Below are 13910 nucleotides of genomic sequence, written 5' to 3' on the forward strand. Positions count from 1 at the left end.
AAACAACGGAGCAGCAATGCAACCGGAACATAGCCAGCCAGACGACAACTCGAATTCTCATAATTTCACACCCAACCTGGACCACGACATCGGCCCGGACATGAACACGCAGGAAGGCCGGCAAGAAGTTCGCAAGGCCACTGCCGCCTCGGCCATGGGCAACATGACCGAATGGTTCGACTACGGTGTCTACGCCGTAGCCGTCACCTACATCACCGCCCACTTCTTCCCCACCGAGGGCGGCACCTTCATGGCCCTGGCCACCTTCGCCCTCTCCTTCCTGGTCCGCCCGATTGGCGGCCTGGTCTGGGGCCCGCTGGGCGACAAGCTGGGTCGCAAGAAGATCCTGGCCCTGACGATCATCATGATGTCGCTGGCCACCTTCCTCATCGGTGTCCTGCCCACCTATGAAGCCATTGGCATCGCAGCCCCGATCTTGCTGGTGCTGCTGCGCATGGTCCAGGGCTTTTCCACCGGTGGCGAATACGGCGGCGCGGCAACCTTCATGGCCGAATACGCGCCGGACCGCAAGCGCGGCTTCTTCGGCTCCTTCCTGGAATTCGGCACCCTGGGCGGCTTCGCCCTCGGTACCGCGGTAATGCTGGCCCTTCAGCTGATGCTCGGCGAAGAAGCCATGATGGCCTATGGCTGGCGCATCCCATTCTTCCTCGCCTTGCCCATGGGCCTGATCGGCCTGTACCTGCGTAGCAAGCTGGAGGACACCCCGGTCTTCCAGGAGATGGAAGAGGCCGGCGAAGCCCAGCAGGGCGGTTCCCTCAAGGAACTGGTCATGCAGTACTGGCGCCCGATGCTGACCATGACCGGACTGGTCATCGCGCTGAACGTGGTCAACTACACGCTGCTCAGCTACATGCCGACCTACTTGGAAACCCAGCTGGGGCTGAGCTCCAGCGCATCGCTGGCCACCATCCTGATCGGCGAGGTCGCCATGATGGCGGTTATCCCGTTCGCCGGCTCGCTCTCCGACAAGGTGGGACGCCGTCCGATGTGGTACGCCTCGGTGATCGGCCTGTTCGTGCTGGCGCTGCCGATGTTCTGGCTCATGGGCCAGTCCTTCGCCTGGGCCATTGTCGGCTTCGCTGTGCTGGGACTGTTGTACATCCCGCAGCTGGCGACCATCACCGCGACCTTCCCGGCGATGTTCCCCTCGCAGGTGCGCTTCGCGGGCTTCGCGATCACCTACAACATCGCCACCGCCATCTTCGGCGGTACCGCCGCGATGGTCAACGAAGCGGCAATCGATTCCACCGGCTTCCTGCTCTTCCCTGCGATCTACATGATGGCAGCTTGCGTCATCGGCGCGATCGCCATCAAGTTCATGCCGGAGACCGCCGGAGCCTCGCTGCGCGGGACAGAAATCCCCGATGCCCTGGACACCGGCATCTTGGCCACAGTGCAACAGGACGAAACCCGGACGTCCTGAGCCAGCACAGCACCAAGGGGGCGCATCTGCAGTGCAGATGCGCCCCCTTGGTGCTTGGTGCCGAAAGCCCGGCGGCTAGAAGTCGATGCTCGACCGGGCGTGCCTGCGGGCGAACCGCCAGCCGACCCACAGCAGCACCGCGAACAGCGGAATCGTCGCGATCGTGTACAGCCCTACCGGGAATACCTCGCCGTTCTCCCCGGTCAGCGTATCGAAGGAAATCAAGACGGTGATCACCAGCAGGGAAATCAGTCCGATCCAGCCGGTCATGGGCGAACCCGGCATGGGCAGCGAGGACACAGCGCCCTTTTTCTTGCGCAGCATCAGCTGGCATCCGAAAATCGAGGCCCAGGTGAACAGCACGCCGATGGATGCGGTGTTCAAGGCAAGGTCGAAGGCGAAAGAATCGCCAAGCCAGATGTTCAGGATGACGCCGGCAAGATAGACCACGCCCACGGTGATGATGCCGGTTGAAGGCACAAAGTGCTTGTTCATCCTGGAAAGCCACTGCGGGGCATGCCCGTTGCCGCTCATGGTGCGCAGGATGCGGCCGATGGAGTACAAGCCCGAATTGCAGGAGGACAGCGCGGCGGTAATCACCACCAGGTTCATGACGCTGCCCACCCAGCCCAGGCCCATCTTCTCGAAGACCGTGACAAACGGGCTGACCCCGGATTCATACTCGTTCCAGGGCAGCACCATGGCCAGCAGGGACACGCTGCCGACATAGAAGACCAGGATGCGGACGACCACGGCGCGGATTGCCGAAGGAACTTCCTTTTCCGGGTGCTCCATCTCACCGGCGGCAATGCCCACCAGTTCAATGGCGTTGTAGGCGAAGATCACCGAATTCAGGACCAGGATGCTGACGAAGAAGCCGCGCGGGAACATGCCGCCCTCGCCGTTCTCATCGCCGATGAACAGGTTGGCCACCGATGCGGTGTGCTCCCCGACCTGGGCGTTGGTCACCACCATGCAGGTGCCCACGGCCAGGAACAGCAGGATCGCGGCAACCTTGATGCAGGCCGCCCAGAACTCGAACTCCGCGAACGCCTTGGCGCTGAAGAGGTTGATGGCCACCAGCAGCAGCAGCGCGCAGAATGCGGACACGGTCACCGGGACATTCGGGAAGAAGTACTGGAAGTACAGGCCGATGGCGATCAATTCGGCGATGCCGGTCATGATCCAGTTCAGCACGTACATCCATCCGGAGACGAAGGCGCCCTTCGGACCGAAGAGCTCAGCGGCGTAGGAGACGAAGGAGCCTGAGGTCTGGCGGTACATGATCAATTCACCCAGGGCCCGCATCAGCAGGTAGGCCAGCGCACCGGCCACCAGATAGGACAGCACCAGTGCCGGCCCGGTCGAGGCCAGCCGCCCGCCGGACCCCATGAACAGCCCCACGCCGATGGCTCCGCCGATCGCTATCATCTGGATGTGGCGGCGGCTCAGGGATTTCTTGTAGCCCTCGGCGCTGATTTCCGGGGCTGCCGGGGGATGCTGGGCAGATGGCATAGATGAACTCCTGACCTACGGAAGCGTTGAATGGATCCGTGCAAAATCGTGAAATGAATCCGGTGACTCACTGGGTGGTCCAAGGCTTCGACGCGGGGATTCCGTGCGCAACCGCCAGTCGGGCCGTGAAGAGTCTACTCCCCCTTTCTTAGAGTTCGGGACGAAACCGACTAGCATTCATAGGGTGAGTAGCCTGAATAATTCCGCATTGCCCGAGAAGGTCTCCGATGTCTTCGATCCAACGCGCTGGCGCGTGGTCGAGGGATTCGACTTCACCGACATCACCTACCATCGCCAGGTTGAGCGAACCGCTGATGGCAGCATCGTGCGCGACCTTCCCACCGTGCGCATCGCCTTCGACCGCCCCGAGGTGCGCAACGCCTTTCGCCCGCACACCGTGGACGAGCTGTACCGCGCCATGGACCATGCCCGCATGACCAGCGATGTGGCCACCGTGCTGCTGACCGGCAACGGACCATCGGAGAAGGACGGCGGGCACGCTTTCTGCTCTGGCGGCGACCAGCGCATCCGCGGCCGCGACGGCTACCGCTATGCCGAGGGCGAGACCCGCGAGTCCATCGACCCGGCACGTGCCGGACGCCTGCACATCCTGGAGGTCCAGCGCCTGATGCGCACCATGCCAAAGGTTGTGGTGTGCGTTGTCAATGGCTGGGCTGCCGGCGGCGGGCACTCGCTGCACGTGGTCTCGGATTTGACCATCGCCTCGAAGCAGAACGGCAAGTTCAAGCAGACCGACGCCACCGTCGGCTCCTTCGATGCCGGGTACGGTTCGGCGCTGCTCGCCCGCCAGGTCGGGCAGAAGACAGCCCGCGAAATCTTCTTCCTCGCCCGCGAGTACTCGGCCGATGACATGGTCCGCATGGGCGCGGTCAACGAGTCGGTGGATCACGAACGCCTCGAAGAGGTGGCGTTGGAGTATGCAGCCGATATCGCGCGCCAGTCCCCGCAGGCCATCCGCATGCTGAAGTTCGCTTTCAACCTGGCCGACGATGGCCTGGCCGGACAGCAGGTCTTCGCAGGCGAGGCCACCCGCATGGCCTACATGACCGACGAAGCAGTGGAGGGGCGCGACGCGTTCCTGGGCAAGCGCGACCCGAATTGGTCCAACTACCCCTACTACTTCTAATCCAGCGCGGAGGAACGAGGACCGGATATGGACGCACAACTCGCTGAACTGCTCGCGGCCCTGGCCAAGGCGGCCAATGACGAGGGCCCGGCCGTTGAGGTGCTGCTCGATGAGCGCAGCCCCAGCGGATGGCGCATCGAGTACCTGGCCCCAACGGACCTGCCGGGTTTCGAGCAGCCCATGGCGGTAGTGCGGACCTCCGGTTCCACCGGCCGGGCCAAGCGCACGGTGCTCAGCGTTTCGGCGTTGGCATCCAGCGCGCAGGCCACGGCCGAGTTCCTCGGCTTCGAAGGCCAGTGGCTATTGGCCCTGCCGGTGCACTACGTGGCGGGCCTGAGCGTGCTGACCCGTTCCTTGTTCGCCGGCACCAAGCCAGTGGCCATGGACACCAGGGGGAGCTTCTCGGCCACGGCTTTCACCGAAGCGGCCAATCAAATGGTCGAGTCCCGCCGGATCACTTCGCTGGTGCCGACCCAGCTGGCCCGGCTGCTGGACAACCCGGCTCCGGAAACCCTGCAGGCGCTGAAGCGCTTCGATGCTATCCTCTTGGGCGGGGCACGAGCCAGCCGGGATCTGCTGACCCGCGCCCGGCATCACGGGCTGAAGATTTTCCAGACCTACGGCTCCTCGGAAACCTCCGGCGGCCTGGTCTACAACGGCACCGCGCTTCCCGGCGTGCAGCTGGCCGAGCATGAGGGACGCATCTGGGTTTCCGGACCGATGCTGGCCGACGGATACGCCAACGCCCCCGAAGCCACGGCCGAGCACTTCGTTGAACGAGATGGTGCGCGCTGGTATGTCACCGATGATCTGGGCACGGTTGACGGACAGCGCTTGAAGATCATCGGACGCGTCGATGACGTGATTAATTCCGGTGGCATCAAGCTTTCGGCATCGAAGATCGAACGGCTGCTGGAGGAATTCTTTACGCAGGCAATCGTGGTTCCGGTGCCCGATGCGCAATGGGGCCAAAGCGTGGGCCTGGCCTATTCGGGCCCGACCAGCACCGCCGATGCCTTTGACGCGGTGCGCCGGACCCTGGGCAAGGAGGCTGCGCCAAAGCACGTGCGCCACTACCCCCACGGCTTGCCGCAGCTGCCCAACGGCAAGTTCAACCGGCGGCTGCTCATCGAGGAACTGGGCATACGCGACTAGCCTCAATTCGCCTTGCACGGCTAATCGCGGGAAACTAGAGGGTACGAGTTTTCACTTGCCCTGAAAGGACAGGAAGTGGCCACACTTTCCCAATGGGTTTCCGGAGCGCGCTTGCGCACCTTGCCCATCGTCATTGCCCCGGTCGTCATCGGCACCGCGGCCGCGCTCGGTGAAACCGGAACCATTCACTGGATCCGTTTCATCTTGGCTCTGCTCGTGGGCCTGCTGCTCCAAGTGGGAGTGAACTACTCCAACGACTACTCGGATGGCATCCGCGGAACCGATGACGAACGCGTCGGCCCGCTGCGCCTGACCGGTTCCAAGCTCACGGAGCCGAAGAACGTGCGCAATGCCGCTTTCGGGTGCTTCGGGTTGGCCGCCGCCTTCGGCCTGATCCTGGTTATCCTTTCCTCAGCCTGGCCGCTGCTGCTGGTCGGCTTTGCCGCGATCTTTGCCGCCTGGGGCTACACCGGCGGCAAGAACCCCTATGGCTACCGAGGTCTGGGCGATATCTACGTCTTCATCTTCTTCGGCCTGGTTGCCACCCTTGGCACCACTTTCACCCAGATCAACCAGCTGACCATGGCTTCACTGTGGGGTGCCATCGGCACCGGGCTGATTGGCTGCGCCCTGCTGATGGCCAATAACGTGCGCGACATTCCTACCGACAGAGAGGTGGGGAAGATTACCTTGGCGGTACGCCTTGGCGAACACAACGCCCGCCTGAGCTATGTGCTGATGCTGGCGGCAGCCATCCTGCTGCCATTGCTGGCCACCGGCGACTTCCCGTGGATGTGGCTGATCCTGATCACCTTCATTCCTGCGGCGGCGCCATCGCTGCTGATGCTTCGCGAGCAGCGGCTTCCCAAACTGGTGTTGGTGCTCAAGCAGACCGGTATTGTGAATATGGTCTACGCGGTGCTCTTCGCCCTGGCGATCGCCATCAAGGTTCTAGCCTAGGCTCCAGCAGTGACTGCATAAGACGATGGGCTGGCCGGATCATGCGATCCGGCCAGCCCATCTCGTTAATTGCCGTGCCGGCCAGGGTGGTTGGCTGGGCCATGCAGTTCTCGATTGACCTGCGTAGCGGGAACTACTCGGCGTGAGGCGTCTGCTTGCGCTGCGATTCGTCGAATTCATCCTCGACAGCTTCGTCGTCCAGCTGCTTCTTGGTCTTGTTGGCCGAGGTCTTGTTGAAGGCATTGCGGATATCTTCGTTCGCCCGTAGACGAAGTTTGTTGAAGAAAAGGTAGGCCACTGCGAAGGCCACGATGAGGCCAATAATTCCGGAAACGAAGATTGGCCACCTCAGACCCCACCAGAGGCCCAAGAAAACGGCGAGGAATACGCCTAGGCGGATAACGGTATATTTCACGAACTGCATAGTCTCAAGTCTACCGATGAACCTGTGAACAGGATTATCACTAGAATGGAAGCATGGTCCGCATTTTAATTTTCGCCGCAGTGGTTTCGGTTGCTTTGACGATCTACACCCTGATCGAATGCGCTCGTGCAGAACGCAGCCGCATACGTTCATTGCCTAAGCCTGCGTGGTTCGCGGTCATCATCCTGCTACCGCTCGTCGGAGCCGGTTTGTGGTTCCTCCTGGGGCGCCCTGCAGCATCTCATGATGCCCCGGCGCAGAAGTCCATGGCTCCGGACGATGACGAGGATTTCCTGCGCCAGCTGGAGATCTGGCGCCGCCAGCAGCAGCGTGAAGCCGACCTGAAGGCGCGTGAGCAAGACCTCACCCAACGCGAGGAAGCGCAGAAGGCCGACGACGCGAAACCAGCCAAGCCGGAGGCCAAGGAGCCAAAGCCCAGCGCGGAGCACAAGAACAACCCAGAAGGCTCAGACAGCGCTTCGCCTGACTCCGAATAGCCCTCTCGACCTGCCGGGGTTCCCGGCAACCAGCCCAGCACGCCTAGCCAGCGCAGCTGGGCTTTATTTGTGCCCTGGAGCCCCGGGGCAACCGTGTGGCAGGACTATAGCCCCGGACCGCTTCTCCGGGCTCCGGACGGGCTCCATGGGCCACTTGCGGGCTACTTGCGCCTCGGCTGGACACGGCGCCCTGCACTGCGCGGTTAAAACGCTGCGAGCGGCCTCCCCTGAAAGGGAAACCGCTCGCAGTGCCGATTTCTTTTGGGTCTAGACTCCGGCGTAGGAGTGCAGGCCGTCGAAGAAGATGTTCACGATGGTGAAGTTGAAGACCACGCACAGGAAGCCGATGATGGACAACCAGGCCGAGCGTGGACCCGTCCAACCGCCGGTGGCGCGTGCGTGAAGGTAGCCTGCATAGACAACCCAGATCACGAAGGACCAGACTTCCTTTGGATCCCAACCCCAGTAACGGCCCCAGGCGGCTTCAGCCCAGATCGCTCCGGCGATCACGGTGAAGGTCCACATCACGAAGGCGATGGTGTTGATGCGGTAGGCGAAGTTCTCCAGTGCGCCGGCGCCCGGCACCACGCGCATGAAGGGCAACTTGTCCTTCTGGCCAGCGGCCAGGCGGTTCATGCGGGCATGCTGGATCAGCTGCAGCACGTTCATGGCGAAGCTGATGGCGAACAGCGCCGAAGCCAGCACCGCGATGGAAACGTGGATGACGATCCATGGCGACTGCAAAGCGGGAACGAGGTGGCCCACCGGCGTGGGGAACCCGATGGTGGCACCGCACAGCATCAAGGTCACCAGGCCGGAAATGAAGGATCCCATGAAGCGCAGGTCCTTGAAGATCAGCACCAGCAGGTACACCAGGGCCACCAGGAAAGCACCGGTCGACAGGAACTCGTACATGTTGCCCCACGGCACGCGGTGCGCTGCCATTGCCCGGGAAACCACTGCGCCGCCGTGCAGGACCGCTGCCAGCCACATCAGCACCACGGCAATGCGCGCCATCGGACGCTTGGATGACAGCTGGGTGTATTCCATCTTGTCGGTCACGATGTGCTCGCCGATGTTATCGGCACGCGCGGCGGCACCCCTGCGGGCACGGGCCTTGGTGCCCACCGCGGCACTGCCGGCGCTGACCAGCAGTTCCTCGTCGCGCTTGAGCGCCTGGGAATCCATTTCGCTGATGGACTTGTTGGTTTTTGCCAGGTCCAAGGCGAAAATGATGAAGACGACCCCATAGACCATGGCGGCCAGCAGCATGAACAGCTGGCTGTATTCACCCAGCGTTTCATTAATTGGCGCTAATGCCCCTGCGTTATCCATTTACGGCTCCTTGGTTCTGCTCCTGGCTTGCCAATGGCCAAGCCTTGTCAAAGATCTTTTGTAGTTCTGCGGCTTCGCGTTCCAGACGCGGATCTTCGCCACGTGCCAGCAATGCGTATTCGATACTACGCTTGCCGTCCTCATTCTTCAGCTTCACCCAAACGCGGCGACGCGGGGTGAACAGCGAGATCGACAAGCCGATCAACGCCAGGGCCGAAGAGATGCCGATCGGCAGCTTGCCCGGGTCGTGGTTCACGTCCAGTGCGACATAGCGCTTGAGGTCGTCAAAGGCGATCGAGCCCTTGCCGTCGGGCAGCTCGTAGGTCTGTCCGGCTTCGAGGATGATTCCGCCGGCATCCAGATCACGGCTGTTCAGCGGCTCCATCTTGTCGGTGTCCAGCACGAACACGTTCTGCGGGTTGCCGTTGTCCAGTCCGAGATCGCCGAAGTACGAGTTCAGGTGCAGCTGCGGGTTAATGGCGTTGGGGTCGCCGGAAATGCCGAAGCCGTTCTCGTCTACCAGCGCGGTGGGAAGCAGGAAGCCCTGGAAGCCCAGCTGCGAAGGTTCTGCGTCCGGCACCTTCAGCACGAACATCGAGGTGTAGACCGAGTCCTGCGGGATGGAGACCGCCGGGCCGGAGTAGGCGACGTTGCCGTTGCCGTCCTTGACGGTAATCACCGGCGCGTAGCCGTTGCCGACCAGGTAGACGTCGGCGCCCTTGATGCGCAGCGGGTGGTTGACCTTCAGTTCCTGCTTCGCAGGCTCGGCATCGGCTGATTCGCGCACCTGCACGTGGGCGGTGAAGTCCAGAGGCTGGCCGAAGTGGGATTCGGATTCGCGGTCAAAGACAATATCGAACTTGTCCAGGGTCACTGCGTAGCCAGGGAGGTTATCGGCATTGAAGTTCGTGCCGGGGGTGAAGGAGTCATAGGCGACCAGCGAGTTCACGAAGGTTTCCCCCTCGACCACCACACGCTGCCCGGTGTAGCCCAGGGAGCCGCCGATCGCAGCGGAAGCAAGGACGCCCACCAGCGAGATGTGGAAGAGCAGGTTGCCGATTTCGCGGGTGTACCCGCGCTCAGCGGCCACCGAGGCACCGGTGGCATCCTCGCGGCGCTCGACGCGGTAGCCGCGCTTCTTCAGGATCCTGAACGCATCATCGATGACCTGCTGGTCATCGGGCGTATCGGCTTCGCCTTCAAGAATTTCATGCGTGCTGTACTGGGGCAGGCGGTCCAGGCGCGCCGGGGTCCGCGGTGGCGGGGTGCGCAAGGCCTTGGCGTGCTTCTTCACACGCGGGAGGATGCAGCCGATCAGCGAGATGAACAGCAGGATGTAGATCGCGGAGAACCACACCGAGGAGTACACGTCGAACATCTGGAAGCGGTCCAGCCAGGGGCCAGCGGTGGTGTGCTGCTCCAGATACTGGGCGACAGATTCGGGGTTGGCATCGCGCTGCGGGAAAATCGAGCCCGGCACCGCAGCGACAGCGAGCAGCAGCAGCAGGAACAGTGCTGTCGGCATCGATGTCAGCTGGGTCCAGATCCAGCGCATGGAGCCCACGAATCCCAGGGCAGGCACGTCGCCGGTTCCCTTGGACTTCCGTTGTTTTTTCGCCATTAAATTGGCAACCTCACTTCATTGGCAAACCAGTTTTGCAGTTCTGCTACCCATGTTCCCCAGAGCCCTGTCACCATGACCAGGCCCAAGGCGATGAGCAGTCCCCCGCCCAAACGCATGATCAGTACTTGGTGCTTGCGGAAGAACGCCAGCGCCTGCATGCCGCGCTGCAGACCCATTGCGATCAGGATGAAGGGCAGGCCCAGCCCGAGGCAATAGAACACGGTCAGCAGGGTTCCGCGGCCCACGTTCGCGTCCACTCCGGTGGACATGATCAATACCGCGCTCAACGTCGGGCCGATGCACGGCGCCCATCCCAACCCGAAGGTCAAGCCCAGCACCGGGGCGCCCCACAAGCCGGCAGGCGGTTTCCTCTGGATCTTGCGGTCCCGCTGCATCCAGGAGAATCCGCCCATGAAGACGATGCCCATGAAGACCACGACCAACCCCAACGCCTGGGTGACCCAGGAGCCGTTGAACCTCAGCCATGCGGACGCCTGGCTGAAGAGCACGCCGGCGGCAATGAAGACCACAGAGAATCCCAGGACAAAGAGCAGCACGCCGGAGACGACCCGGCCGCGGCGGTGGTCCTTCAAATCTGCGCCGGTCAATCCGGTGACGTAGCCGAGATAGCCCGGCACCAGCGGAAGGACGCAAGGCGAGAGGAAGGAGACCAATCCGGCCAGCAGGGCCACTGGTGCGGCCAGGAGCAACGACCCGTCCAGGACGATGTCGGCAAAGGGATTAGAGGTCACTGCTCAGCTCACAACTCTTCGGTCAGAGCGGTGCTGATCAACGATTTGAGAGTACCCGGCTCCACCGCACCGATCACGCGGGCACGGACACGTCCCTTGCGGTCCAGCACCAGCGTGGATGGAACAGCCTGCAGCGGCACGTACTTGGTCATCGCCAGCTGGATCGCCCCGTCAGTGTCCTGCACGGACTCGTAGGGAATGTCGAAGGTGCGTTCAAAGGCCTTCGCGGCTTCGGCTTCGTCGCGTACGTTGATGCCTATGAATTCGACCTTCTCGCCGAACTCTTCGGCAATTTTCTTCAGATCCGGCGCTTCGATGCGGCACGGTGCACAGGCGGCATACCAGAAGTTCATGACGACCGGCTTGCCCTGCCACTGCGTGAAGTCGATGTCCGTGCCATGGTACGTGGTGGCCTTGATGGCCACCGGTTCGCTGCGCTTGGAGACTTCGTATTCTTCCACTGCACCGTCGCCGGCAATGTAGTTCTTGCCGTCGCCGCTGTTCGCTTGCGCGGTCAGCGCATCTTCCTTGCCGCTGCAGGCAGCCAGCGGCACCACGGCGGCGGCAACCATCAGCGATCGCAGCATGGTACGGCGGCTCAACGGGCGAGGATTAGGCACGGGATCAGTCATTTGCTTTAGGCTCCAGGGATATTCGCCGCGCCGGCAAGCAGCTCGGGGCACGGTTCGGTGTAACGCACGGAGACCAATTCGTCTCCCTCAAAATCAAAGCTGGTGATGGATGCAAGGGTGCACTCGCGCTGGCGCGGATCATGCCACAGACGCTTCTTCTCGGCGGCCCGGCGCGTCACCCAGATCGGCAGCTGATGGCTGACGATGATGACCTCGGAGCCTTCGCCGTGTTCGGCGACCGCTGCCTTGCGATGCTCGTCCATGGCCAGGCGCATGCGGGCTACCTGCTCGACGTAGGCTTCACCCCATGAAGGCTTCAGCGGGTTGACCAGCAGCGGCCAATACTTCGGCTGGCGCAGGTGCTCTGCGACCTTGGACAGGCCCTCGAGCTTGTTGCCCGCTTCAATCACCCGTTCGTCGGTGTGGATCTGCAGGTCCAAGGCCTTGGAGGTCGGCGCGGCAGTCTGCTGGGCACGCAAGAGCGGAGAGGCTACCAACCGGACCACGTTGCCGCCTTCGGCCTGGCGCGTGGCAAAATATTCGCCTGCTCCATCGGCCATCTGGAATCCCAGTTCCGAGAGCCCGAAGCCGGGGATCCTGCCGTAGAGCATACGGTCAGGGTTGAAAACTTCCCCATGGCGCAACAAATGGACAGTCGATAATGGCATGATTCCAGTGTCTCAAATATTCGGTGCAAATTAGCCATATTGTGGCCACCGTCAACTATTCACAGGACACGCATTGGAATCCCATATGGAAAAACCATCCTTTCGGAGGGGTTGCTCACAATGACCTGCCACTACGCTTGGTAAATAAGATAGTTCGACCCAGAAGGATGCATGATGAGCGACTACGATCCTAACCAGCCGGGCCAGCCCTATAACCCGAACCCTTCGGGCCAGGGGTCATCGCAGAACCCTTACGGTGAAAACCCCTACGGCCAGCAGCCCTCGCCCTATGGCCAGAACCCGTACGGCCAGAATCCGAATCCCTACGGGCAGCCGCAGGCTCCGGGCTACGACCAGTATGGCCACCAGGGCGGCTACACTGGCGTGCAGCCGCCGACCGAGCGTCCGCGGACCTTGGCCATCGCCTTTGGCTTGATCTTGCTCGCCGGCATTTTCAGCGCCCTGGCCAGCTGGCTGATGGCCAACTCCAACATGATGGCGAACATGATTGGCCAGCAGTGGTCCTTGGTCCAAGAAGAGTTCGAGAAGCAGATGCAGAGCACTCCTGGCATGGAGCAGGATCCGCTGGTCGAGCAGATGATGGCCAGCCCTGAAGCGTTCATGTCCCAGGTCAATTCCATGATGTCGAGCTTCGTGATTGTCGGCATGGTCATCACCTTGGGCCTATACTTCCTGGTGGGCTTCTTCGTTGGCCGCGGCGTGGGCGCCATGCGCATTATCGCCACGATCCTCGGTGCGATTTCGCTGCTAAACCTCGTGACGACCGTTCCAATGATCAGCATGTTCGCCGACACCCAAGCCGGAATCATCAATGCCGTCTACGTTGTGGGCATCTTGCTGGGCGTTGCCGGCGTGGTCTTCTCCTGGCTGCGCCCGTCCTCGCAATACATTGCGCAGCGCCGCCAGGCCCGCCTCGCGGGCTTCCGCTAAACCCCTGGCCTTGCAGCTTCGCGAGGCCCCGCAAGAACAATCAAGGCGTAGCCGCGTCATCCCATCGGAGGATGATGCGGCTACGCCTTTCTGCGTGCCGGAGTTTCAGCCTTGAACGGCGAGGTAGGCAAGGATCTGCAATTCGGTGGACAGGTCGACGCGCCGCAGATTCATTCCCGCTGGTACGCGCAGCGGCTTCGGCGCGAAGGAGAGCACCGAGCGGACCGACAGCTCGGCCAGTTCGTAGACCAGATCCTGCGCGGCTTCTCCGGGAACAGCCAAGACGGCAATGTTGATTTCCTCGCGTTCCACAACAGCAGCCAAGTCCGCGATGGCTTCCACATGCAGTTCGCCAACTGCGCTGCCCACCAGTGCAGGATCGACATCCAGAATCGCCTTGACGTTGAAGCCGCGAGTCCTGAACCCTGCATAGCCGCTGAGCGCCCGGCCGAGGTTACCTGCGCCGAGAATGGCCACACGCCAGTCCTGGTTCAAGCCAAGTGTGCGGCTGATATGTTCTGCCAGCTCGCGGACCACATAGCCCACACCGCGGGTTCCGTAGGATCCCAACCAGGAAAGGTCCTTGCGCAAGATGGAGGGGTTAACGCCGGCTTCCTTGGCCAGCACACCGGAACTGGTGCGTTCCAGGCCTTGGGCTTCCAGGGCGTTCAGCGCGCGCAGGTATTGGGTCAGTCGAGCCAGCGTGGCCTCAGGCAGGACCCGGGCTTCAAGCTCTGACATCTTCGTTCTCCCGCACTTTTCGGTGCTCTGGACGAGCACAACGCATATTCATGAATTCCGCCGCG

Annotated in this window: 14 protein-coding genes; 6 read left to right on the forward strand and 8 right to left on the reverse strand. The window is 62.2% G+C overall.

Translation table 11 applies throughout. From position 1 onward, the window contains the following. Window positions 1-16: 16 nt before the first annotated feature. Window positions 17-1444: an MFS transporter gene (locus ATK23_RS08985; RefSeq protein ID WP_174520609.1), complete on the forward strand. Its 1428-nt coding sequence runs from the start codon at window positions 17-19 to the stop codon at window positions 1442-1444. Window positions 1445-1519: 75 nt separating this feature from the next. Here the strand turns inward: ATK23_RS08985 and ATK23_RS08990 are convergent, their stop codons facing one another. After that, complete coding sequence (locus ATK23_RS08990; RefSeq protein WP_066140938.1) at window positions 1520-2959, reverse strand: amino acid permease; 1440 nt, start codon at window positions 2957-2959, stop codon at window positions 1520-1522. Window positions 2960-3143: 184 nt separating this feature from the next. Here ATK23_RS08990 and ATK23_RS08995 point away from each other — a divergent pair, with 184 nt between their 5' ends. The 3 genes from ATK23_RS08995 (at window position 3144) to ATK23_RS09005 (ending at window position 6221) form a co-directional block, all read left to right on the forward strand. Beyond that, a complete protein-coding gene (locus ATK23_RS08995) occupies window positions 3144-4106 on the forward strand; it encodes a 1,4-dihydroxy-2-naphthoyl-CoA synthase (RefSeq protein WP_174520610.1) in 963 nt (320 codons plus the stop codon). A gap of 27 nt (window positions 4107-4133) precedes the next feature. After that, complete coding sequence (locus tag ATK23_RS09000) at window positions 4134-5261, forward strand: AMP-binding protein (protein ID WP_066140941.1); 1128 nt, start codon at window positions 4134-4136, stop codon at window positions 5259-5261. 75 nt (window positions 5262-5336) lie between these two features. Continuing rightward, on the forward strand, window positions 5337-6221 hold the full coding sequence (locus tag ATK23_RS09005) for a 1,4-dihydroxy-2-naphthoate polyprenyltransferase (protein WP_066140945.1): 885 nt from the start codon (window positions 5337-5339) through the stop codon (window positions 6219-6221). A 133-nt stretch (window positions 6222-6354) separates the two neighbouring features. Here ATK23_RS09005 and ATK23_RS09010 read toward each other — a convergent pair whose 3' ends face one another. Beyond that, window positions 6355-6645: a DUF4229 domain-containing protein gene (locus ATK23_RS09010; protein WP_038992302.1), complete on the reverse strand. Its 291-nt coding sequence runs from the start codon at window positions 6643-6645 to the stop codon at window positions 6355-6357. 53 nt (window positions 6646-6698) lie between these two features. On the opposite strand from ATK23_RS09010, the gene ATK23_RS09015 reads away from it, so the two are divergent. Beyond that, window positions 6699-7142 (forward strand): PLD nuclease N-terminal domain-containing protein, encoded by a 444-nt coding sequence (locus tag ATK23_RS09015; protein WP_083515559.1) that lies wholly within the window; start codon window positions 6699-6701, stop codon window positions 7140-7142. A gap of 267 nt (window positions 7143-7409) precedes the next feature. Here ATK23_RS09015 and ccsB read toward each other — a convergent pair whose 3' ends face one another. From ccsB to ATK23_RS09040, 5 genes are read right to left on the reverse strand one after another with little or no spacing between them, the layout of a single operon-like run. Continuing rightward, complete coding sequence (gene ccsB / locus ATK23_RS09020) at window positions 7410-8477, reverse strand: c-type cytochrome biogenesis protein CcsB (protein ID WP_066140948.1); 1068 nt, start codon at window positions 8475-8477, stop codon at window positions 7410-7412. Then, window positions 8470-10098, reverse strand: a complete 1629-nt coding sequence (gene resB, locus ATK23_RS09025) for a cytochrome c biogenesis protein ResB (RefSeq protein WP_066140951.1) — start codon at window positions 10096-10098, stop codon at window positions 8470-8472. Before resB ends, ccsB begins: the two co-directional genes overlap by 8 nt. Continuing rightward, the gene (locus tag ATK23_RS09030) at window positions 10098-10853 is read right to left on the reverse strand and encodes a cytochrome c biogenesis CcdA family protein (RefSeq protein ID WP_066140954.1); all 756 of its coding nucleotides are present in this window, start codon (window positions 10851-10853) and stop codon (window positions 10098-10100) included. Before ATK23_RS09030 ends, resB begins: the two co-directional genes overlap by 1 nt. Before the next feature lie 8 nt (window positions 10854-10861). Further along, a complete protein-coding gene (locus ATK23_RS09035) occupies window positions 10862-11485 on the reverse strand; it encodes a TlpA family protein disulfide reductase (protein WP_066140958.1) in 624 nt (207 codons plus the stop codon). Between the two features lie 5 nt (window positions 11486-11490). Beyond that, window positions 11491-12153, reverse strand: coding sequence for a histidine phosphatase family protein (locus tag ATK23_RS09040; RefSeq protein ID WP_066140961.1), 663 nt, complete (start codon window positions 12151-12153; stop codon window positions 11491-11493). A 174-nt stretch (window positions 12154-12327) separates the two neighbouring features. Here ATK23_RS09040 and ATK23_RS09045 point away from each other — a divergent pair, with 174 nt between their 5' ends. Next, entirely contained in the window at window positions 12328-13104 is a 777-nt protein-coding gene (locus tag ATK23_RS09045; protein WP_066140964.1) for an AI-2E family transporter, read from the forward strand. A 105-nt stretch (window positions 13105-13209) separates the two neighbouring features. Here ATK23_RS09045 and ATK23_RS09050 read toward each other — a convergent pair whose 3' ends face one another. After that, complete coding sequence (locus ATK23_RS09050) at window positions 13210-13884, reverse strand: redox-sensing transcriptional repressor Rex (protein ID WP_255209569.1); 675 nt, start codon at window positions 13882-13884, stop codon at window positions 13210-13212. Between the last annotated feature and the right edge of the window lie 26 nt (window positions 13885-13910).

It is taken from the genome of Glutamicibacter nicotianae, from assembly GCF_002797775.1.
Classification (GTDB): Bacteria; Actinomycetota; Actinomycetes; order Actinomycetales; family Micrococcaceae; genus Glutamicibacter; species Glutamicibacter nicotianae.